Raw genomic sequence first — 22,762 nt, 5'->3', positions numbered from 1 at the left:
CTGCGTACCCTTAAATCCCATTCGATTCATAACGCCCTGTTTTTCACACAAACAGGAGTCAGAACATGCAACCCACCGCAATCGATAGCAAAAGCAAAAACCATCAGGGCGAGCGCGTCGCGTTCATCCAGGCCTGCTGGCACAAGGAAATCGTCGATCAGAGCCGTAAAGGCTTCGTCGCTGAAATGATTGCCCAGGGTTATCAGGAGTCGGACATCGATTTCTTCGAAGTCGGTGGCGCCTTTGAAATTCCGCTGCACGCCAAGTTGCTGGCCAAGTCCGGTCGTTATGCCGGCATCGTCGCCGCGGGCCTGGTGGTCGATGGCGGCATCTATCGCCACGAATTCGTCGCCCAGTCGGTGATCAGCGGCCTGATGCAGGTTCAGCTGGAAACCGAAGTGCCAGTGTTCTCGGTGGTTTTGACCCCGCACCACTTCCACGCCGGTGAAGAACACCAGAAGTTCTTCTTCGAGCATTTCGTGCATAAAGGTCAGGAAGCGGCGAAGACATGTGCAGATACGCTGCACAAGACTCGCGCATTGCGCCGCAGCGAGCCTCGCGCGGTAGCCGTCTAGTTAGACGATCGTTCCCGCGCTCTGCGTGGGAACGATCACTCCACGACAGTCAGACCAGGTTTTCGTCGGTGGTCGGTACGATCAGGATGCCGGCGCGCAGGCCGTTCTTGACCCTGGGGTTCGGGAAGATGATCCGGGCGCCCTGCTCTTCGATGATCCAGCGGGTATTGGCGATATCCTCGGCCAACACATAACCCACTTTCAATTCCGAAAAGTTTTCGATGTCCGCCGGCAGGTTCAGGCGGAAGTTATCGCTGTGCTTGATCACTTCCCGGGCCACGCTGAACAACTGCAACCCTTCCAGCCCTTCATCGGTCATTGGCGGCTCGGTGCCTTCGATGATCTGCTTCAGGCGGGTTTCCAGCAGGCTGACGTTGACCCCTTCGTTCTGCCCGAAGGGCCGGGCCTTGCCCAGCTCCAGGGTGAAGGACTCGGCATCGAGCTTGTCGTAGGTGTAGGAGCTGAAGACGATGGAGGGTTTGTTCTGCAACAGCACCGCTTCCATGCCGGCGGCGCGCAAGCGAGCCAGCTCCTGGCGTGAATGCTGACGGCCTTCTTTCCAGGGGTACAGGGCGAACTGCTCGATTTTCGAGCCACGGATCGCCGTGTGCAGGTCGTAGTGCAGACGGTTACGGTCCGGCAGGCTGAAGAACGTCGCCGCCAGCCGCTCCAGCTCACAAGCGCGCAAGGCCTCGGAACCGCTGCTTTGTTCGTGACGGCCGTTGAACAGCCGATTGACGTCCTGCTCGATGAAACGCTCACCGCGACGGATGGCCTCGGGATTGCCGAACAGGAACAGAATACGGGCGCGCGGCTTCAAGTCACCGCGGGCGATGTCATGCAACAGGCGATCGAGCAGCTCGATCGGCGCCGTTTCGTTGCCATGGATACCGGCCGACAGCAGCAGGTCCAGGCCATTGTCGCGAGCTTCAGGTGGCCGGACTTCCAGCGCACCTTCGCTCAACCAGCGCATCCGTACGCCTTCGACAGTCAGTTGAGTCTTCTCCGCCGGTTCGCGGCCGGCGAGGGTCAGTTCAAGCAGTTTGCCGAGGGCGAGCATAGAGCGGTTTCCTTAGTGGTCGTGATTGCAATCCGGGCCGTGCACGTGGTCCTCATCATCACCGAGATCGGCCGGTTCCATCTCCAGTTGCAGACTTACCAGATTAGTCGCCAATGGGCGCAGCAGCAGGTTGGCGTATTCAGCGTCACCCTCTTCGACGTCCACGCCGATCAGCAGCTGGCCACGGCCGTCCTGCTGGATCCACAGCTCTTTGCCTTGCCACATGACCGCGACGCGGGTGCAGGAAGTTTCCAGTTGCGTGCCGTCGGTGTCTTCAAGGATCAGCTGCAGGGTATCGCTCATGTATTTACGCTCTCATCTGGAGATTAAGCGGCGCACTTGCCATTCATATAAAAAGCCAAAGCGCGCCGACTATCAATTGATCTGGAATGGATAAACCGCGCCCAGTTTAAGGATTTGCGTCAGTTCATCCAGTGCCGTCCGGCACTCAAGCAACAATTGCGGGTCCGCCAGATCGTTTTCGGTCATGCGGTCGCGGTAGTGCTTTTCGACCCACTCGGTCAATGTGCCGTACAACGGAGCCGTCATGATAACCCCTTGGTTGACGGCCGCCAGTTCGGTTTCGTTGAGGGCGACGCGCAACCGCAGGCAAGCCGGGCCACCGCCGTTCTGCATGCTCTGCTTGAGATCGAAGACTTTCACTTCGCGGATCAGGCCGCCAGAGCTGGTCAGGCCTTGTAGGTACTGCCAGACGCGTTCGTTGCCATGGCATTCTTCCGGCACGATCAACAACATGGAGCCGTCAGGACGCGACAGCAGTTGGCTATTGAACAGATAAGAACGAACGGCGTCTTCCACGGTGACCGCGGAACGCGGTACGCAGATCGACTGAAATTTCCCACCGACTTTTGCCAGTTTACCTTGCAGCTCAGCGAGCATCTGGTCGGTGTCGAGGAAGGCGTCCTCGTGATAGAACAGCACCTCGCCGTTGCCCACGGCGATCACGTCGTTATGGAACACGCCCTGATCGATCACCGAAGGGTTCTGCTGGGCGTAGACCACGCCGTCATCGCTCAAGCCATGCAGGCGAGCGACGGCCTGGGAGGCTTCGAGGGTCTGGCGCGCCGGGTACTTCTGCGGGGACGGATAACGGGTGTCGAACGCGCTACGACCGAACACGAAAAACTCGACGCCGGCTTCGCCGTAGTCACGGCAGAAACGGGTGTGGTTGGCCGCGCCTTCGTCACCGAACTGCGCCACGGCCGGCAACGCGGCGTGGTGGGCAAAGTGTTTCTGGTCAGCGAACATCGCGCCCAGCACGCGACTGGTAGTCGGGTGCTCGATGCTGCGGTGGTATTTGCAGTTCAGGTTAGCGGCGGTGAAATGCACACGACCGTCGGCGGTGTCGGCACTCGGGCTGACCGTGGCGGCGTTGGCCACCCACATGCTCGACGCCGAGCAACTGGCAACCAGCAGCGGCATCGCGTCTTTGGCGGCTTGCTCGATCACTTGCGCGTCGGTGCCACTGAAACCCAAGCGACGCAGGGCGGCTACGTCAGGGCGTTCCTGTGGTGCGAGCACGCCTTGCTGAAAGCCCATATCCATCAGCGCTTTCATTTTCGCCAGACCTTGCAGCGCCGCTTCCTTCGGGTTCGAGGATTGCTGGCTGTTGCTCTGGGAGGCGACGTTGCCGTAGGACAGGCCACCGTAGTTATGGGTCGGCCCCACTAGACCGTCAAAATTGACTTCAAAGGATTTCATCAGCGAGGCTCCACAAGAATCTGTTGTTATAGGCTGCTACAAGGGTCTGTCTTACGACATGCGTACGCCGGGCGTAAGGGCCGCTGGCAAGGTCAGGCTCGGGGTTTCCAGCGAGGCCACCGGGTACGCGCAGTAATCCGCCGCGTAGTAGGCGCTGGCGCGATGGTTGCCCGAGGCGCCGACGCCGCCGAATGGCGCGCTGCTCGCCGCACCGGTCAGCTGCTTGTTCCAGTTGACGATACCTGCGCGGCTTTCCAGCCAGAACTGCTGATAACGCGCTTCGGAATCCGACAGCAAACCAGCCGCCAGGCCATAAGCGGTGTCGTTGGCTTCAGCGATCGCCGCTTCAAAATCAGCGTAGCGGATCACTTGCAGCAGCGGGCCGAACAGCTCTTCGTCTGGGCGATCGGCAACCGCTGTCACGTCCAGAATGCCCGGGGTCAGCAACGCAGCCTGAGCCTGGGGCTGAGTCATTTCCAGCAGCGCCACGGCGCCGTTGGCCAGCAGATGCTCTTGCGCTTCCATCAGGGCTTTCGCAGCACCGAGGGAAATCACCGAGCCCATGAACGGTGCTGGTTGCTGATCGAACGCGCCGACTGAAAGGGTCGAGCTGACCGCCACCAGACGCGCCAGCAGCGTATCGCCCCAGGCGCCTTGCGGCACCAGCAAACGACGGGCGCACGTGCAGCGTTGACCGGCAGAAATGAACGCCGACTGAATGATGGTGTAAACGGCCGCATCGAGATCAGCGACCTGATCCACCACCAGCGGGTTATTACCGCCCATTTCCAGCGCGAGAATTTTGTCTGGACGACCGGAAAACTGCTTGTGCAGATGATTGCCGGTACGGCTGGAACCGGTGAAGAACAGACCGTCGATGCCCGGGTTCGCCGCCAGGGCGATACCGGTTTCGCGAGCACCTTGCAGCAGGTTCAGCACGCCGGCCGGCAGACCGGCTTCGATCCAGCACTTGACCGTCAGTTCGGCGACTTTCGGTGTCAGTTCGCTGGGCTTGAACAGCACACTGTTACCGGCCAGCAGCGCCGGCACGATGTGACCGTTCGGCAAGTGACCAGGGAAGTTGTAAGGACCGAACACCGCCACTACGCCGTGCGGCTTGTGACGCAATACAGCGGTGGCGTCGCCCAACGGGCTGCTCTTCTCGCCGGTGCGTTCGCGGTAGCTCTGTACCGAGATGGCAATCTTGTTGACCATGCTGGTGACTTCAGTCGCCGCTTCCCACAAGGGTTTGCCGGTTTCTTCACCGATGGTGCGAGCCAGTTCGTCGGCGTGATTCTTCAGCGCGGCGGCAAAGGCTTCCAGCACACTGATGCGCTCTTCCAGGGTACGACGGGCCCAGCCCGGGAATGCCTGACGCGCGGCTTGCACGGCCGACTCGACCTGGGCGGCAGTGGCGCCTTCGCCGGCCCACAACACTTGCTGGGTCACCGGGTTGACCGATTGAAAGCTTTCACCCTGGCCGGCCAGCCATTCACCAGCGATGTATAGCGAATTCATTATTTCGACTCCCGAGCTGCAGACAACGGAACGGCGCGTACTTGATCGCCAGCGTTGAGTTGAAGACGTTTGGCGGTCAGCGGATCAACCACCAACGTGCCAGCGGCGAAGCGTGCTGGCGCGGCAGTGATCCGGCAGTCTTCGCGCTTGCGGTTATGGATCAGGAACGGCGTGGCGTCATCACCCGGGGTGCCGATGGCCAGCACCAGCGCCTGGCTGTCGCGCACTGCGCGGATCTTGGCGGTTTCGCACTCCACCGCAGGGCCTGCGTCGAAAATGTCGACGTAGCCTTGGTAACTGAAACCTTCACTCTTGAGCATCGCCAGGGCCGGCTCGGTGTCCGGGTGAACCTGGCCAATCACGTTGCGCGCGTCTGGCGACAGGAAGCAGGTGTACAGCGGGAATTTCGGCATCAGTTCGGCGATGAACGCCTTGTTGCCCACGCCAGTGAGGTAGTCGGCCTGGCTGAATTCCATCTTGAAGAAATGCCGGCCCAGGCTTTCCCAGAACGGTGAACGCCCGGCTTCGTCGGACATGCCGCGCATCTCGGCGATGATCTTGTTGCCGAACAGTTGCGGGAACTCGGCGATGAACAGCAGCCGCGCCTTGGCCAGCATGCGGCCGTTGAGGCCACTGCGGTAATCGGCGTGCAGGAACAGCGAGCACAGTTCAGAGTTGCCGGTCAGGTCGTTGGCCAGGAACAGCGTCGGAATTTCGCGGTAGATATTCAGCTCTTGCGAGGCACTGACCGTCAGGCCCACCCGGAAGTTGTACCAAGGCTCACGCAGGCCGACGGCGCCGGCAATCGCGGAAATACCCACCACGCGGCCATTGTCGTCTTCGAGTACGAACAGGTAGTCCGCATCGCCCCGCCCGGCTTCGCCGCGGAAGGTTTTCTCGGCCCAGCCAACCCGATGGGCCAGACGCTCTTCGTTGGCCGGCAAAGTGGTCAGGCCGGTGCCGGTGCTGCGGGCCAGGTCGATCAGAGCGGGTAAATCGCTGCTGCGTACGGGACGAACGATCATGCTATCTCCTCAAACGGGCCGCTTGCGCCACCCGCGAAATTTCGCTGCTTTCCAGACATTTCTCTCCAGGAAGCAGGCGTCAAACCGCCACCAGGCGCACGCTGGCACCTTCACCGACGCCCAAGGCTTCGGCCGCTTCAAGATCCAGGGTCACCGGTTTGCCCGGCGCGTAATCGAGCTCGAGCAACACGGCGCGGTAATCCTGCAACTGGGCATTGGCCACCAGATACTGACGACCGGCGCCTTTGACCGGCTCACCGATTTTCACCGGGACCACACGGCTCTGGGCGATCGAACGGATCCCCGAGACGCGGGCATGCAGAGTCGGGCCACCATCGAAAATATCGATGTAGTGATCGGTCTCGAAGCCTTCGCGCATCAGGATGTCGAAGGTGATTTGCGCCCGCGGGTGCACCTGGCCCATCGCCTCTTGAGCGGAGTCCGGCAGCAACGGCACGTAGATCGGGTAATGCGGCATCAGCTCGGCGAGGAACGTGCGGCTCTTCAAACCACACAGACGCTCGGCTTCGGCGTAGTTGAGGTCGAAGAAGTTGCGACCGATGGCATCCCAGAACGGCGAGTCGCCATTTTCGTCGCTGTAACCGACGATCTCGGTCACCACGGAATCGGCAAAGCGCTCCGGATGGCTGGCCACGAACAACAGACGGCCACGGGAGTTGAGCTCCGCCCAAGGCGTGCCCACCAACTCCCTCTGCACGTAGAAACTGGTCAGCAAGCTGTTGCCGGTCAGGTCGTGGCACTGGGAGAGCACGTGGATCTTGTTGTGAATCTTCAGCTCGCGGGAGGCGTGCACGAACGTTTCGTTTCGAAAGCTGTAGAACGGCTCGGAATAACCGGCCGAGGCAACGATGGCCGAACAACCGACCAACTTGCCAGTGGCGGTGTCTTCGAGCACGAAGAAATAGCTCTCTTCACCGTTGAAGCTCACTTCGGCGGCGAACGAAGCTTCGCTTGCGGCGATCTTGTCGCTCAGGCGTTCAACGTCATCCGGCAAGGAAGTGACACCAATCGGGCTGTCCGCAGCCAGACGCTGTACCTCGCCCAGATCAGCCATTTGCGCGGGGCGCATCACCAGCATGGTGTCACTCCTTTCTTAACATCAGGTTGGCGAATTGCGCCAACTCAGGGAAAAAAATGCCGGGCAGGCCCGGCACAGGAAATTATCTCAACGCCTATCTATTACGATAGGCGCTGAGGAGCACTGTATGAATCAGGCTTGCGTCAGCTTGGCCACGGCGCGTTCGAAGCGGTCCAGACCGGCATCGATATCGGCGTCTTCAACCACCAGGCTTGGCGCGAAACGAATCACGTCCGGGCCGGCTTGCAGAATCATCAAGCCTTCACGCTCGGCGGCGTTGAAGATGTCCTTGGCCTTGCCTTTCCAGGCATCGGCCAGCACGCAACCGAGCAGCAGGCCCAGGCCACGGACCTGAGTGAAGAGGCCGTATTTCTCGCCGATCTGCTCAAGACGGGTCTTGAACTTGTCGTGCTTGGTTTTGACACCGTTCAGCACTTCGGGCGTGTTGATCACGTCGATCACTGCTTCAGCGACCGCGCATGCCAGCGGGTTACCGCCGTAGGTGGTGCCATGGGTGCCGACGACCAGGTGTTTGGCCAGGTCTTCGGTGGTCAGCATCGCTGCGATCGGGAAACCGCCGCCCAGGCTCTTGGCGCTGGTCAGGATGTCCGGGGTCACGCCGTAATGCATGTAGGCGAACAGCTCACCGCTGCGGCCCATGCCGGTCTGGACTTCGTCGAAAACCAGCAGCGCGTTGTGCGCATCGCACAGTTCACGGGCGCCTTGCAGGTAAGACAGCTCGGCCGGCAGTACGCCGCCTTCGCCCTGGATCGGCTCCAGCACCACCGCGCAGGTCTTGTCGGAAACAGCGGCTTTCAGCGCGGCCAGATCGTTGTAAGGCACGTGGGTGATGCCGGTGATCTTCGGACCGAAGCCGTCGGAATACTTCGACTGGCCACCAACGTTCACGGTGAACAGGGTACGGCCGTGGAAGCTGTTGAGCGCGGCAACGATTTCGTACTTCTCGGTACCGAAACGGTCATGGGCCACGCGACGGGCCAGCTTGAAAGCGGCCTCGTTGGCTTCGGCGCCGGAGTTGCAGAAGAACACACGATCGGCAAACGTGGCGTCGACCAGCTTATGGGCCAGGCGCAAGGCCGGCTCATTGGTGAACACGTTGGACACGTGCCACAGCTTGTTCGCCTGTTCGGTCAAGGCAGCGACCAGCGCCGGGTGCGCATGGCCCAGTACGTTAACGGCAATCCCGCCGGCGAAGTCGATCAGCTCGCGGCCAGTCTGGTCCCAGACACGGGAACCGGCGCCACGCACAGGAATGAAAGCGGCAGGCGCATAGTTGGGAACCATTACCTGGTCAAAATCGGCGCGTTCTACCGCAGCGTGCTCAACGGACATCGGAGTCTCCTGATGAGGAACACTCGCCTGAAACTGGCGAGCGATGAGGGGATTGTAAGGACAGTTTTCAGCCCGGCCTTGCCGCCAAGCGACAACTTCTTATAGCGCAAACACCGGTTTTGCCCGGGTTTACGGCAATGCGACATATAGGGTCGCAAAGGCGCAGTTTAAACCGCCGGCACAGGTTATAGGCAGGCTTGTCGACCGATGCGGTAAATATGTACCGCACGCAGTGCTTCATCGTCTGTTTTGCTGGCGACTCATCCAAACGCTAAGGGAATAGCGCATGAGCCAACTCGAAAACGATCACCCTAGGGCCGCTGACGACGATCACTTCGTCACGCAGCCGGATGATCATTACCATCACCTGTTCAACAATCTGCCCGCCTGGGCATTAGAGGCATCGCTTGAAACCCGCAGCGCTCTCAAGAACACCACGCTTGCGACTCCCCAATGGCATAGCACCGCGACACCTTCACAGCATGCCTCGCTGAAAAAGCTCAGCCAGGAACACTGGCACCATCGAAATCGTCTGGATTCAAAGCTGTCCACGCTGAAAAACCCACGGGCATTTGCCGAACCCCTTCTCATCGCGGCCCTGAAAACCCGGTTTGGTCTGGAACTGGACGTCAAAACTACCTTCCTGCGCCTGTACATCCCACAAACCGTGACCCTGTTCAAAATCAACACCGGGGCCGCCCGCACCTGGACGGTATCGCTGCTCGATGCCGCGCTGCATAACTTCCAGGAATCGGAAACAGCCGCAGATGCCTTCGAATCCGCTTCGACCTTCATTACCGAGCCGTCGTCCACAGGTCAGTTCGAAACGTTGCCGGCGATCAAGCATAAAATCACGGTTCAGGCCTTCGCCCGGCTATGCCGCGAACTCGATATCGGTGGCCAGTACACCGCGTATCTCAAGGAATTTGTGGGGCTGACCAACCCGGTGGCCGGTGCCGCGTTGAAATCCAGCACGATCAGCCTGAACAAGGCCGCACTCAGGTCGGCGCTGCAGATGGCACACATCCGCAAGGATATTCCAGATGATGCGCACCTCGCGCTCCTGCGCATGGTTGAAGGAGGTTCGAGGGCGCGACTCAATGGCCAGCCGCTCTATGGCCACGACCTGACCCTGATGTCATCCTCGCTGACCGGCATTGTCATTTTCGCGCCGAGCCTTGAGCGGGCACGCAAGAGTACGCGGCTCATTGCCTATATTCCCGATGACCCAGAACATCCGCTCAAGCAATATCCCGACACGCTGGCGTTCATGACCGATCTGACCCGCAAGCTGCGGACAGCCGCTTATCAAACGTTCTTCAGCCGGTTCGTCGAGCACAAGGAACGCGGACACTTTTTCGCCGATCTCAACAGCCGCCTCCAGACCGTGACCTGGCATCAGCACCAGCCCGGCGATCCATTGCCGAGCTGGCGCGAAACGCCGGTCGAGCGTCCCAATCTGCGTTTCTCCGTGCTCCCGATCAAAGCGGACCTGTGGAACCATGGCTATCAGCGGCAGTTGAACAAAATCCTCAACGACGCCAGCACTGTCGCCGTCTCCACCGCCAGCGCCGACCGAGACGCCCGCTGGGCATTGTGGGATGCCTTCAGCAAAGTGGCCTCCAGGATCCTTGAAGCTGCGTCGTTCGTGGCGGCGCCCTTGGTGCCGTTGCTTGGTGAATTGATGCTGGGATACATGGCCTACCAGTTACTGGACGAGAGCTTCGAAGGCATCGTGGACATGGCTGAAGGGCTGAAAACAGAGGCCTTCGGACACCTGATGACGTTCGTCGAAACCGTCGTTCAAGTCGGGACATTCGCGGTGGGCGGTGCAATCGCCGCCGGCGCCTTCAGCCGGCTTCTGCCCCGTGAAGCCGTCGCGCTCATCGACCCACTCAAACCTGTCGCCGCAGCCGGAGGCAAAACCCGCTACTGGATGCCGGATCTCACACCTTACGAACAAACACTCAGTTTGCCCGAAGGGGTAAAGCCCAATCATCTGGGCTTGTACCAACACGCGGGCAAAACGATGCTGCGCCTTGAGGGAAAACTGTATTCAGTGAAACCCGACCCCATGTCGGACAGGTTCCAGATTGAGCATCCGCGCCGCAACAATGCTTATCAGCCGTCGCTGCGGCATAACCACCACGGCGCCTGGCAAACCGAACTGGAGCAACCGTTGTACTGGGAGCGGGAAAAGGTCATGCGTCGCCTTGGCCATAGTGTCGAGTCGTTCACCAGTGCCGAGCGCGAACAGATCCTGCGGATCAGCGGCTACCACGACAACGTATTGCGCCAGGCGCATGTCGAAAACTATCGCCCGCCGTCGCTGCTGACTGACACGATCAAGCGCTGGCGGATCAACCGTGACATCGAAACGTTTATCGAACAGATCGGCAGCGATCAACCCGGGCACTATCAAAAAGCCGATACCGCCCTGCAGCATGCACTGCTGACACGCCATGACTCATGGCCGGTCGATACGCCACTGCCGACACCGGCAACTCAAACGCCAGCCTTCAGACAGCAAACGGCAACACTGGCCCGCCAATATCGCAAGTCGTTGTTCGAGCGGCTCTACAGCACTCAGGAACACACCGATGATGTGCAGGTTCAGCAACTGCTCGCCGATGTGCAGGGCCTGCCGACCGATGTGGCGCAAGAGCTGGTGAGCAATGCCACCGGCACCGAGTTACGCCAGCTGCACGGTGGGCGCGTGCCTCAGCGGCTCAAGGACGCGGCGAACAAAGCCATGGAGGCAGTCCGCGCAACCCGCGCCTATGAAGGCCTTTATGCCGACGCGCTGGAAAACGTCGACACCCACAGAGTGGCCCTGCACAGCCTGAACGCACTGCCCGGCTGGCCGGACGGACTACGCATCGAAGTGCGGGATTACTCCAGCGAGGGCACCGTGCGCGACAGCATGGGCCCGACCGATGCAGCCATCGTGAAAACACTGGTGGCCAACGAGGATGGCTCCTATCACGTTGATCAGGAGACACCCGGTGATTTCTACCAGGCACTCTTTCAAACGTTGCCCCAGGCCCATCGCAATGCGTTCAGCCCTGCCATCGCTGACGCCCAGGCCCTCAGACAGCGCATTGCCGAAAACGCGCTGGACCAGCCGACGCTACGCACTCTGTTTGCCAGGCATCCCCATCGAAAACCCTACTACGACCCGGCCACCATGCGCCTTCCCGGTGGTGCGGAGGGCTATGACCGCGGCAATCGCATGACACCCACCCTCAACGACAGGGTCCGGGAGGTTTATCCCGATCTGTCCCAGGATCAATTGCAATCCGTGGTCCAGGCGTTGCAAAGCCACCCTGATGGCGCTCGGGTAGCACTCTCACGCGTACACCGCGAGCTGAACCGATTGCATCTGGATCTGGGTCGATGGATCAGCGAAGCCCCGACGGCGCACCCCGACACCGGGGTTGCGTTGAGCGCCCTGGAGCGCCAGGCCGAACAACAGATTCGCAGGTTGCTGGCGCAGGAAATCCAGCGCGCCTGGCGGCGCCAAACCGATCGGGATTTTGACACCGCGGACGACATGGAACGGTACGTACTCAAGTTCGACGAACCGATGCTGGGTGATCTGCCATCGTTGACCGCAGATTTCAGTCATGTGTCGCTGCTGTCCCTGGAAGGCAGCCACGCAGCGCAAGGTGTTGCTGGTTTTCTACAGGGCTTCAGCGGACTTCGCCGACTGGAACTGCGCCGTTTCTCCCTGACCACCCTCCCCGATGCCATCACCCGGATGCCGCAGCTTGAAGCGCTGGTGTTAAGCGATTGCGGCATCAGGGTAGACGCCCCCACCTGGTTGAAGCTGACGTTATTAAACAAACTGACCATGCTGGATCTTTACCGCAACCCGTTTGAAACGGTGCCCCGCATCGACTCGATGACTGAACTGACCCATCTGGACCTGAGCAGCACCAACCTGACCGAAATCCCGCCCGGCACTCTGCAACACCCGCGCCTGGACACCCTTCTGCTGATGAACAATGGAATCAGCGAACTGCCGGCAGCCTTGTTCGACAGTCCGCTGTATGAAAAGCGTGGCATACACCTCACGCACAATCCGGTTTCCGACAGCTCGCGACAACTCATCAAAAACCATCACGTCGACAGCGCTTTCGACATGGGCGTTTTCGCACCCGAGGCAGACATTGATCGTGTCAGGGCGCTCTACCCTGGCATGGAAGTCGAGCAAGCCAGCGAGTTCGTCTACGAATTGCCCGGCACGCTGGAGGAAGGTCGGGGCGCGTTGACGCGCCTGGAAGAAGAGCTGAGCCAATTGAGGAACGATCTGTCTGCCTGGACCGCCGCTCTTCCGGACCTGCATCCACTGACAGACGAACCCTTCAGCGCAGCTCAACTGCTTATCGAGCACGCCAACCGCGACGAATTCAAGCAAGCCCTTGAGAACTGCTGGCAACGGGATGCGGAGCTGGATAACTTCAGCGATACGCTTGAACCCACCTACGATCTGACACTTTCCACGGTCATCAATGGAGAACTGCCTGCCCTGAGCGCTGATTTCAGCCATGTGTCGTCACTGGAGTTTCGCAGTGCGGAGGGGGTGACGCGCATCGGACGTTTCCTGGAGTCCTTTCCCAACCTGAAAAGCCTCAGGCTGCGCAGCTGTGACCTTGGCGACATACCGGAGGCGGTGTTCAAAATGGGTCAACTCAGGGCTATGTCACTCCCCGAGTGTCGCGTCAGTCTGTCATCAGAATCGGTCGCCGCCCTGGCGGGGATGGAACAGCTCGACTATCTCGACCTGGGCTCGAACCCGCTAGGACAGACGCCTGATGTGAGTCAGATGCCGGCACTGGCGACCGTGCTGCTGAACGACACCGGCATCAACCGGATACCGGATGGACTGTTACAGCTGGCCGAGCTGGACTGGGCAGACTTGAGCGGCAACGCCATCACCGAGGTGCCCAGTGACTTGTCGGAACTGCCGGTGGACGTCGCAGATAATATTTCGTTGAGGGGCAATCCATTTTCCGAGGAAAGCCTGTTACGGCTGATCGCTTACTTCGAGCGCACGGGCGCGGATTTTGGGGTGGAAGCCGTGATCAATCGGGGTGAAATAGAAATCTCCGACTCTGAAGGTTCCGAGATCGACGAGTAGTACAGCGCTCGATCATGACGCGGTTGATCGATCAACCGCGCTCCGACGGCACCGACGACAACTCGAACGGGCTGCTGCTGCGCCGCTGGTTGCGATCCTCCCGCGGCGTAGCACCGAAGAAGTTGCGATAGGCACTGGAGAAATGCGGCCCTGAAGAGAAGCCACACGACAGGCCGATCTGGATGATCGACTTGCTGGTTTGCATCAACATCTGCCGGGCCTTGTTCAGGCGCAGTTCCAGGTAGTACTGGCTCGGCACACGGTTGAGGTACTGCTTGAAGATCCGCTCCAGCTGCCGACGCGATACGCACACATGCTGGGCGATTTCGTCGGTGGTCAGCGGCTCTTCGATGTTGGCTTCCATCAGCAACACCGCCTGGGTGAGCTTCGGATGACTGGAACCCAAGCGGTTCTGCAAAGGAATACGCTGGCGCTCGCCGCCCTCGCGAATGCGTTCGACCACCAGTTCTTCCGACACCGCACCGGCCAGTTCGGCGCCGTGATCACGGGCCAGCACCGCCAGCAACAGGTCGAGCACCGACATGCCGCCGCACGCGGTCAAGCGGTCACGATCCCAGTCGAACAGGTGACTGGTGGCAATCACCTTCGGGAAACGCTCAGCGAAATCGTCCTGCCAGCGCCAATGCACGGCAGCGCGATAACCGTCGAGCAAACCCAATTGCGCCAATGGGTAAACACCGGCGGACAAACCACCGATCACACAACCGGCGCGCACCAGCTGTTTCAATGCACTGCTGAGCGGCGGCGCGAGAGAAGTCGGTGGTTCGTCGGCGAGCAGGAACAGCTTCTGAAAGTTTTCGAGCTTGCCGGCCCACGGCTCACCGGGCAGTTGCCAGGCGCCGTCGGTCGGCGGTTCGGCCTGCAAAAAAGACAATTCGTAAACAACGTCCGGGTGCACACGCTGGGCAACACGCAAGGCCTCCTCAGCCAGCGCAAGCGTCAGAGCTTTAGTGCTGGGCCAAATCAGGAAACCAATTCGATGGGCAGTCATGGCGGGCAATCCGAAACGAAGACAGTGTTAAAGCCGAAGGCGGCTGCAACCAAATTAGACCATCTGGCGCGCGGTGCGCAGCATGACCTAATTTGGTGCGTAACGGGAGCGATTACTTGAGGCTGCCCGAGAGGAATTGTTGCAAGCGTTCCGACTGCGGATTGACCAGCACTTCGCGCGGGTTGCCGCTTTCTTCGACGACGCCTTTGTGCAGGAAAACCAGCTGGTTCGACACTTCACGGGCAAAGCCCATTTCGTGCGTCACCACCACCATGGTCCGGCCTTCCTGTGCCAGGGCCTGCATGACTTTCAGCACGTCACCCACCAACTCCGGATCGAGGGCCGAGGTCGGTTCGTCGAACAGCATCACTTCGGGTTCCATCGCCAGCGCACGGGCAATCGCCACACGTTGCTGCTCGCCACCGGACATGTGCCCTGGGTAGGCGTCCTTGCGATGGGCCACACCGACCTTGTTCAGGTAGTGCTCGGCTTTCTCGCGGGCTTCGGCCTTGGACACACCGAGCACATGCACCGGCGCTTCCATGATGTTTTCCAGCGCGGTCATGTGCGACCACAGATTGAAATGCTGGAACACCATCGACAGGCGCGAACGCATGCGTTGCAGCTGTTTCGGGTCGGCGGCTTTCAGCGCGCCGTCCTTGTTGGCAACCAGTTTCAGCTCTTCGTTGTTGAGCAGGATCTTGCCCGCGTGCGGCTGCTCGAGCAGGTTGATGCAACGCAGGAAAGTACTTTTGCCGGAGCCACTGGAGCCGATGATGCTGATCACATCGCCAGCCGCCGCTTTCAGGGACACGCCCTTGAGCACTTCGTGACTGCCGTAGCGTTTATGCAGGTCTTGGACTTCAAGTTTGTACATGCGGTCGGTTCTCACAAAAACAGTCAGTCAGTCGTTGAGCAAGCGCCCGTGACGCAGCGCTTCGCGCCCCGCCACCTTGGCCAGCCAGAAACCGGGTTGGGCGTAACGCAGCCGCTCAATGGCAAACAGCACCCCGGACGTACCAGCACACACCGTGCTGACCCGATCCGCCAGCGGATCGATCACTTCAAAAATCTCGTCGCCTGCTTCAACCCATTCACCGGGTTTACGCAGAAAACTCAGCACGCCAGGATGCGGCGCGAACAGCAATTCGGTGCCTTCGAACGGCATGCCTTCGCACGCGTCTTGCGCAGGCTTGGGCCATTCACCGCCGATCAAGCCTTGCTCGGCGAGGAACGCCAGAATGCCTTCGGCGTGAGCTTCTGCCTCAGCGCGACCGGTATCGGCCTGACCACCCAGTTCGATGGTCGTCGCCAGGCAGGCCAGTGGAATCTGCGCATCCGGGAACAGACGCGACAAACGCAGCCACGGCAGCGAGCACGCTTCGTCAAAGGAACTGCCGCCGGAATCTTCCGCCAGCAGACCGACCTTGACGTTCAAGTGCGCAGCCAGTGAACGCCAGTGCGACCAGTGTTGCGGCAAGGCGTACATGTGCAGCGCCGCTTCGCAATCGCAATGCAGATCCAGCACCACATCAGCGGTGCAGGCATGGCTGAGCAAGATGCGCTGCATGCCTTGCAACTGGCTGCTCGCCTCTGGCAAAGCTGCCAGGTGATCGCTCATGGCCTGACGGATGAGTCGAATATTGGCATGCGGATCATCACCCAGATGCCCATCGAGTTCGGCGGCCACCGGCGCGCTGAGTTCGACGAAATCCCGGTTAAAGTTCTTGCCACTGCCCGCTTCGAAACGCCCCTGATGATTGCCTTGCAGCAATTGCCCCAGGCCCAATGGATTGGCCACCGGCACCAGTTCGATCACACCGTTGAGCAAGCCTTGAGCTTCAAGTTCGGTCAGGCGTTTTTTCAGCTCCCAGGCCGTGCGCATCCCCGGCAGTTCATCGGCGTGCAGGCTGGCCTGGATATAGGCCTTGCGCTCGCCAGCGCCGAAGCGGAACACCGAGATCCGGCGTTCACTGCCCAGGTGGCTCCACGGCAAAGCATGATCGATACGTTCCATATCAATGCTTCCGCGGGGCCAGATAGCCCAGCCAGCGGTGTTCGGCCATTTTGAACAGGCGCACCAGAATGAACGTCAGGCACAGGTAGAACGCGCCGGCGGTGATGTAGGCTTCGAACGGCAAGTAGAACTGAGCGTTGACCGTGCGCGCGGCACCGGTGATGTCGATCAGGGTCACGATCGACGCCAGACTGGTGGTCTGCAGCATCATGATCACTTCGTTGCTGTACTGCGGCAGGGCCCGGCGCAGGGCCGATGGCAGCAGGATCCGCTTGTACATCTTGATGCGTGACATGCCCATGGCCTTGGCCGCTTCGATCTCGCCGTTCGGCGTGGCGCGCAGGCTGCCGGCGATGATTTCGGCGGTGTAGGCGCTGGTGTTGATCGCGAAGGCCAGGCACGCACAGAACGAGGCACTGGACAGCCATGGCCAGAGGAAGCTTTCACGCACGGTTTCGAATTGCGCCAGACCGTAGTAGATCAAGAACAGCTGCACCAGCATCGGCGTGCCGCGGATCACGTAGGTGAACAGCCAGGCACTCATGTTGACCAGCGGCTGCTTGGAGACGCGCATCAGCCCCAGCGGCAGTGCCGCCAGCAAACCGAAGAACAGCGACAGCGCGAGCAGTTTGAGGGTGGTCACCAGCCCGCCGAAGTACAGCGGCAAGGCATCCCAAATGACGTTGTAGTCGAAGATCATAGCTCAGCCGCCCTTACGCCTACCGAGTAGCGCTTCTCAAGATGACGCAATGCCAGCAACGAGACGCTGGTGATCACCAGGTACATCGCCGCCACTGCGAGGAAGAAGGTGAAAGGCTCGCGGGTAGCGTCTGCCGCCTGCTTGGCCTTGAACATCATGTCTTGCAGACCCACCACCGAAATCAGCGCGGTGGCCTTGGTCAGTACCAGCCAGTTGTTGGTGAAGCCCGGAATCGCCAGGCGAATCATCTGCGGCACCAACACCCGGAAGAACACCTGAAAACTGCTCATGCCGTACGCCATGCCGGCTTCTGCCTGACCTTTGGGGATCGCCATGAACGCACCACGGAAGGTTTCCGACAGGTACGCACCGAAGATGAAGCCCAGGGTGCCGATACCGGCGGCCAACGGGTTCAGGTCGATGTAGTCGTCATAGCCGAGCATCGGCGCAACGCGGTTGAGCAGGTCCTGGCCGCCGTAGAAAATCAGCAGGATCAGCACCAGATCGGGAATACCGCGGATCACCGTGGAATACAGATCGCCCAGCCAGGCCAGCCAGCGCACCGGCGACAGACGCAGCGCAACGCCGATCAGCCCCAGGACGATGGCCAGGGCCATGGACGACAAGGCGAGCTGAAGCGTCAGCCATGCGCCATCGAGGATGACAGCCCCGTAGCCTTTCAACATGATTCAGGTCCTCGAAAGTTGGGATGAAAAAATGGCGCAAACCTCAGAGATCCTGTTGCTTGCGCCATTTCGGACTTGTTGCGGGGACGATTACTTGCCGTAGATATCGAAGGCGAAGTATTTGTCCTGGATTTGCTTGTACTTGCCGTTCGCGCGAATGGCCGCGATCGCGGTGTTGATCTTGTCTTTCAGCGCGTCGCCCTTGCGAACCGCGATCCCTACGCCGTCGCCGAAGTATTTGACGTCGGTGAAGGCAGGGCCAACGAAGGCGAAGCCCTTGCCGGCGTCGGTTTTCAGGAAGCCGTCATCCAGCAGGGTAGCGTCTGCCACGGTGCCGTCGAGGCGGCCAGCGGCCACGTCGAGGTAGATTTCGTTCTGCGAACCGTAAGGTTTGATCTCGGCACCCAGCGGGGCCAGGACTTCGCGGGCGAAACGCTCGTGGATCGAACCACGTTGCACGCCGATGTTCTTGCCCTTCAGCTCAGTCAGGTTTTCGCTGACTTGAGTGCCGGCCTTCATGACCAGGCGAGCCGGGGTGTTGTAGTACTTGTTGGTGAAGTCCACGGACTTCTTGCGGTCTTCAGTGATCGACATGGACGACAGGATCGCGTCGATCTTGCGCACTTTGAGTGCCGGGATCAGGCCGTCGAACTCTTGCTCGACCCACTGGCACTTGACCTTCATCTCTTCGCACAGGGCGTTGCCGATGTCGTAGTCGAAACCCACGATGCTGCCGTCCGGTGCTTTGGAGGCGAACGGAGGGTAAGCCGCTTCGATACCGATTTTCAGAGGTTTTTCATCGGCGAATGTCGGCAGGGACAGCACGGACAGTGCCAGGGCGCCAAGCAGCACGAGTTTCTTCATCTTGGGACTCCATCGGTAAAGGGCAAAAACGGCAGAGTGAGCGACAGCCCAATATGCGAATGGTTAAACCAAAAAGCGGTGCTGCGTCCTAGGAACCGTGCGCTGATTTCAACGCAGGCAACGACGAGCGAGTGATTGGCATTCTAACGACAGGCCAGAAGCCGATATTTCTTCAATGCGACAACAAATTACAGAAGCACCGAGAATGCCGCTTGGGCACGTTGACAGCTCTACAATTTCATGCAAGAGCAAAAGACAGTGAACCGATCTATGTTGCAAATTGCGGGCCTATTATTGGCAAACCCTTCTAATCCGGCAAGCGTAGCGTTGTGTCTTATTTTTCATGACGATTGAGAAGCCCTGAAACGGGGCTTTGCGTTTCCCAATGCCTCGTTATCGGGCGGGCGGTTACACATTCAGTTACTTGAAAGGTGATGGGTAACAATGGGAAATGGCCTACGGGGGAAGCCGATAATTATTGGTTGAAGATCAGTACGAAAAAGCCCCACCAGGCTCAACACCTGGCAGGGCTTCAATGACTCCGAATGCTACTTACGCAACATTCATCGTCTTGTGCGTATCAATCAAATGCTGCACCACACCCGGATCGGCCAGAGTGGAGATATCGCCCAACCCGTCGTATTCCGCCGTGGCGATCTTGCGCAGAATCCGGCGCATGATCTTGCCCGAACGGGTTTTCGGCAGACCCGGCGCCCATTGAATGACATCCGGCGAGGCAATCGGGCCAATCTCTTTACGCACCCAGTTCTTCAGCTCCAGGCGCAGTTGCTCGCTCGGCTCTTCGCCCGCATTCAACGTGACGTAGACATAAATGCCCTGCCCCTTGATGTCGTGCGGTACACCCACCACCGCCGCTTCGGCGACTTTCGGGTGAGCGACCATCGCACTTTCGATCTCGGCGGTGCCCATGCGGTGGCCGGAAACGTTGAGCACGTCATCCACGCGACCAGTGATCCAGTAGTAACCGTCTGCGTCACGACGCGCACCGTCACCGGTGAAGTACATGCCACGGAAAGTCTTGAAGTAGGTGTCGACGAAACGGTCATGGTCGCCATACAGCGTACGCGCCTGGCCTGGCCACGAGTCGAGGATCACCAGGTTGCCCTCGGCAACGCCTTCGATGATGTTGCCCAGGTTGTCCACCAACGCCGGCACCACGCCGAAGAACGGCCGTGCTGCCGAGCCAGGTTTCAGCGCGTGAGCGCCCGGCAGCGGGCTCATCATGTTGCCGCCTGTTTCGGTCTGCCACCAGGTATCCACGATCGGGCAACGGGACTGGCCGACATTCTTGTAGTACCAATCCCACGCTTCCGGGTTAATCGGCTCACCGACCGAACCCAACAGACGCAGGCTGCTGCCATCGGCGCCTTCAACAGCGGCAGTGCCCGACGCCATCATCGCGCGGATCGCGGTCGGTGCGGTGTAGAGGATGTTGACCTTGTGCTTGTCGACAACCTTCGCCACCCGAGTGATATCCGGATAGTTCGGCACGCCTTCGAACAGCACCGTGGTCGCGCCATTGGCCAGCGGGCCGTAGACGATATAAGTGTGGCCGGTGACCCAACCAACGTCGGCGGTGCACCAGTAAATTTCGCCCGGGCGGTAGTCGAACACGCGCTCGTGGGTCATCGCCGCATACAGCAGGTAACCGCCGGTGGTGTGCTGCACGCCCTTCGGCTTGCCGGTGGAGCCAGAGGTATAAAGGATGAACAGCGCCTCTTCGGCGCCCATCTCTTTCGGCGCGCAGACACTGCCCGCCACTTTCATCAGGTCTTCGTACCAGATGTCGCGATGCTGGTTCCACTTGATGTTGCCACCGGTGCGCTTGCACACAATGACTTTCTGGATGCTGCTGGTTTCCGGGTTGGTCAGCGCGTCGTCGACGTTAGCCTTGAGCGGGATCTTCTTGCCGGCACGAACGCCTTCGTCTGCAGTGATCACCACTTTCGAGCGGCAGTCGATGATGCGACCGGCCAGGGCTTCCGGCGAGAAACCACCGAACACCACCGAGTGAATCGCGCCGATCCGGGTGCAGGCCAGCATGGCGACCACGGCTTCGGGGATCATCGGCATATAGATGGTCACCACATCGCCACGGTGCACATCCTGGCCGCGCAAGGCGTTGGCGAACTTGCAGACTTCTTCGTGCAGCTCGCGGTAGGTGATGTTGCGGCTTTCGGCAGGGTCATCCCCTTCCCAAATAATCGCGACTTGATCGCCACGCTCGGCCAGATGACGGTCGAGGCAGTTGTAGGAAACGTTCAGCGTGCCGTCAGCGAACCATTTGATATCGACATGGTGATCGTCGAAGGACGTCTGCTTCACCGTGGTGAAAGGCTTGATCCAGTCAAGGCGCTTGGCTTGTTCGCGCCAGAAGCCGTCCGGGTTGACGACCGATTGCTGGTACATGGCCTTGTAAGTGGCCTCGTCAGTCAGCGTATTGGCTGCTACCTCGGGACGAACGGGATACAAAGAAGCCGCACTCATCTTTCTTACCTCGGTGGAATAGTTGTTTTTGTATGGCCCCAGTTGTAGCCGGGGCGGGCCTATAGAACCATTCGACGATGGTAGTAACAAGCCCCTACAAAATGTGGCTATACCGCGACGAAGCGCTCAAACCCGGCTATTGCGGGGCCTCGCAGGAGCTGGCGAAGCCTGCGATCTTTTGATCTTCGCGGAGATTGTTACCAAATCTGCCAAAAGTGTTTATCAAAAGCACAGCTATATGCCCGCCATCCCCAAGCCTAAAATCAGCCTCGCCAACACGGCAAAGTGATTAACCCAGTTGCAGCCCCCACGAAGGCAGTTAATCCAAGACTCTTTACTAAAGCTCCACACGCAATCCTAAAAAGATTGCGTGACCCCATTCGACCTCAGAAAGGTAACTTTTAAATGAAAGCTTTATTGGTTCTGGCCCTCAGCAGTCTGTGCGCAACCGCCATGGCAGACGAGGCTCCGACTGATGCCGCAAAACAACAACCCGTCGTCGAGGAATACACCTACTCCACCCATCTGGACATCGCCAAAGTTGTCTCGATGAGCGAAATCCCGAATGTGTGCGAAGTAGTCCCGGCCAAAATGGTCTACGACGACTCCAAAGGCCAGCGACACATTCTGCGCTACAGCGTCATGGGTAACGGCTGCTCCAACGGCTGATCCGCCCCACTTTTATCTCCCGAGGCTCGACCCATCCTTTTTTAGAGACCAGATGAAGCGCCGAGCCTCGCATCGATAAATACGATTGTTTTAAGCATTTATTTGCACTTTTCAATCAAATTATCTGGCGTAGTATGAATTCCACACCAAGGCACACAACGCCAATGAACCTGGAGCCACTACCATGAAAACCAAACTGATCCTCGCCCTGACCCTTTCCGTCCTGGCCGCCAACACCTTCGCCGCCGATGGCTACGACCGCACTGGCTCGGCTGCTTTCAACGACGCGGCTGTCGCTTCTGACGGATACGACCACACCGGTTCCGCCTCTTTCGCGGCTGACGGTTTTGATCGTACGGGTGCTGCCAAAGTCGCCGCCGATGGCGCTGATCACATCGGTGCAGCCAAAGTTGCCGCTGATGGTACTGACCGCGTGGGTGCCGCTCGTTTCAGCTGAAACCGGGCGCGACATCACAGCCCGACTTCGGTCGGGCTTAGTTGTGTCTGGAGTGGTTGAAAATCGACCAAAACCACAACATGTAGTGAAAAACAGGGTTTTTTGGTTGTTTTTTGAGCAACGCTTTTCAAGCCCCTTTGCAGCTCAGAATTGCACACAATCTCGTCCACAAAACCCCGTCTATTGCTCTGTAAGCCCCGTCCCATCTGGCTTGCGCCATAACAGCTGCCCGTAACGGTGCGAACACCCCGGCCTCACCGTCAAAAACCAGCCGAAACAGGCGAAAAAAAAACTTCCTCCGCCAAAGCCCTGTAAACCCTCGCTCCAACCTGAAAACGCCCCTCGCCGAGCCCT

General features: G+C 59.5%; 18 protein-coding genes. 4 read left to right on the top strand and 14 right to left on the bottom strand.

What is annotated here, in order from left to right:
• Positions 1-65 precede the first annotated feature (65 nt).
• Entirely contained in the window at positions 66-575 is a 510-nt protein-coding gene (locus tag PGR6_RS06620) for a 6,7-dimethyl-8-ribityllumazine synthase (protein WP_019582888.1), read from the top strand.
• A 49-nt stretch (positions 576-624) separates the two neighbouring features.
• Here the strand turns inward: PGR6_RS06620 and astE are convergent, their stop codons facing one another.
• The 7 genes from astE to PGR6_RS06585 all read right to left on the bottom strand — a co-directional run bounded on the left by astE (position 625) and on the right by PGR6_RS06585 (position 8,352).
• Positions 625-1,635, bottom strand: a complete 1,011-nt coding sequence (gene astE, locus PGR6_RS06615; RefSeq protein ID WP_064616460.1) for a succinylglutamate desuccinylase — start codon at positions 1,633-1,635, stop codon at positions 625-627.
• A 12-nt stretch (positions 1,636-1,647) separates the two neighbouring features.
• On the bottom strand, positions 1,648-1,938 hold the full coding sequence (locus PGR6_RS06610) for a hypothetical protein (RefSeq protein ID WP_018926388.1): 291 nt from the start codon (positions 1,936-1,938) through the stop codon (positions 1,648-1,650).
• Positions 1,939-2,010: 72 nt separating this feature from the next.
• Positions 2,011-3,357: an N-succinylarginine dihydrolase gene (astB, locus tag PGR6_RS06605; protein WP_064616458.1), complete on the bottom strand. Its 1,347-nt coding sequence runs from the start codon at positions 3,355-3,357 to the stop codon at positions 2,011-2,013.
• Between the two features lie 51 nt (positions 3,358-3,408).
• Positions 3,409-4,878: a succinylglutamate-semialdehyde dehydrogenase gene (gene astD, locus PGR6_RS06600; protein WP_167331184.1), complete on the bottom strand. Its 1,470-nt coding sequence runs from the start codon at positions 4,876-4,878 to the stop codon at positions 3,409-3,411.
• The gene (astA, locus tag PGR6_RS06595) at positions 4,875-5,900 is read right to left on the bottom strand and encodes an arginine N-succinyltransferase (RefSeq protein WP_018926391.1); all 1,026 of its coding nucleotides are present in this window, start codon (positions 5,898-5,900) and stop codon (positions 4,875-4,877) included. The genes astD and astA overlap by 4 nt, the downstream gene beginning before the upstream one ends.
• 79 nt (positions 5,901-5,979) lie before the next feature.
• Complete coding sequence (aruF, locus tag PGR6_RS06590; RefSeq protein ID WP_007934901.1) at positions 5,980-6,999, bottom strand: arginine/ornithine succinyltransferase subunit alpha; 1,020 nt, start codon at positions 6,997-6,999, stop codon at positions 5,980-5,982.
• 132 nt (positions 7,000-7,131) lie between these two features.
• Positions 7,132-8,352, bottom strand: a complete 1,221-nt coding sequence (locus tag PGR6_RS06585) for an aspartate aminotransferase family protein (protein WP_064616456.1) — start codon at positions 8,350-8,352, stop codon at positions 7,132-7,134.
• Between the two features lie 286 nt (positions 8,353-8,638).
• Between PGR6_RS06585 and PGR6_RS06580 the strand changes: the two genes are divergently transcribed.
• A complete protein-coding gene (locus tag PGR6_RS06580) occupies positions 8,639-13,495 on the top strand; it encodes a dermonecrotic toxin domain-containing protein (RefSeq protein ID WP_064616454.1) in 4,857 nt (1,618 codons plus the stop codon).
• Positions 13,496-13,526: 31 nt separating this feature from the next.
• Here the strand turns inward: PGR6_RS06580 and PGR6_RS06575 are convergent, their stop codons facing one another.
• The 7 genes from PGR6_RS06575 to acs form a co-directional block, all read right to left on the bottom strand.
• Positions 13,527-14,507, bottom strand: coding sequence for a GlxA family transcriptional regulator (locus PGR6_RS06575; protein WP_007934898.1), 981 nt, complete (start codon positions 14,505-14,507; stop codon positions 13,527-13,529).
• 112 nt (positions 14,508-14,619) lie between these two features.
• On the bottom strand, positions 14,620-15,384 hold the full coding sequence (locus PGR6_RS06570) for an ABC transporter ATP-binding protein (RefSeq protein WP_007971015.1): 765 nt from the start codon (positions 15,382-15,384) through the stop codon (positions 14,620-14,622).
• A gap of 27 nt (positions 15,385-15,411) precedes the next feature.
• The gene (locus PGR6_RS06565) at positions 15,412-16,524 is read right to left on the bottom strand and encodes a succinylglutamate desuccinylase/aspartoacylase family protein (protein ID WP_018926394.1); all 1,113 of its coding nucleotides are present in this window, start codon (positions 16,522-16,524) and stop codon (positions 15,412-15,414) included.
• Between the two features lies 1 nt (position 16,525).
• Entirely contained in the window at positions 16,526-17,224 is a 699-nt protein-coding gene (locus PGR6_RS06560; protein ID WP_018926395.1) for an ABC transporter permease, read from the bottom strand.
• Entirely contained in the window at positions 17,221-17,910 is a 690-nt protein-coding gene (locus PGR6_RS06555; RefSeq protein WP_007934894.1) for an ABC transporter permease, read from the bottom strand. The genes PGR6_RS06560 and PGR6_RS06555 overlap by 4 nt, the downstream gene beginning before the upstream one ends.
• A gap of 90 nt (positions 17,911-18,000) precedes the next feature.
• Positions 18,001-18,774: an ABC transporter substrate-binding protein gene (locus tag PGR6_RS06550; protein WP_018926396.1), complete on the bottom strand. Its 774-nt coding sequence runs from the start codon at positions 18,772-18,774 to the stop codon at positions 18,001-18,003.
• Between the two features lie 552 nt (positions 18,775-19,326).
• Positions 19,327-21,282 carry an acetate--CoA ligase gene (acs, locus tag PGR6_RS06545; protein ID WP_018926397.1) on the bottom strand — a complete coding sequence of 652 codons (1,956 nt, stop codon included), beginning with the start codon at positions 21,280-21,282 and terminating at the stop codon, positions 19,327-19,329.
• A gap of 405 nt (positions 21,283-21,687) precedes the next feature.
• On the opposite strand from acs, the gene PGR6_RS06540 reads away from it, so the two are divergent.
• Both PGR6_RS06540 and PGR6_RS06535 read left to right on the top strand, forming a co-directional pair.
• A complete protein-coding gene (locus PGR6_RS06540; protein ID WP_018926398.1) occupies positions 21,688-21,951 on the top strand; it encodes a DUF2790 domain-containing protein in 264 nt (87 codons plus the stop codon).
• Positions 21,952-22,135: 184 nt separating this feature from the next.
• Positions 22,136-22,408 carry a hypothetical protein gene (locus tag PGR6_RS06535; protein WP_064616452.1) on the top strand — a complete coding sequence of 91 codons (273 nt, stop codon included), beginning with the start codon at positions 22,136-22,138 and terminating at the stop codon, positions 22,406-22,408.
• Positions 22,409-22,762 lie beyond the last annotated feature (354 nt).

It is taken from the genome of Pseudomonas sp. GR 6-02, from assembly GCF_001655615.1.
Classification (GTDB): Bacteria; Pseudomonadota; Gammaproteobacteria; order Pseudomonadales; family Pseudomonadaceae; genus Aquipseudomonas.
Note: the sequence above shows the minus strand (reverse complement) of the source record. Positions and strands in the feature narration are given on the sequence as shown.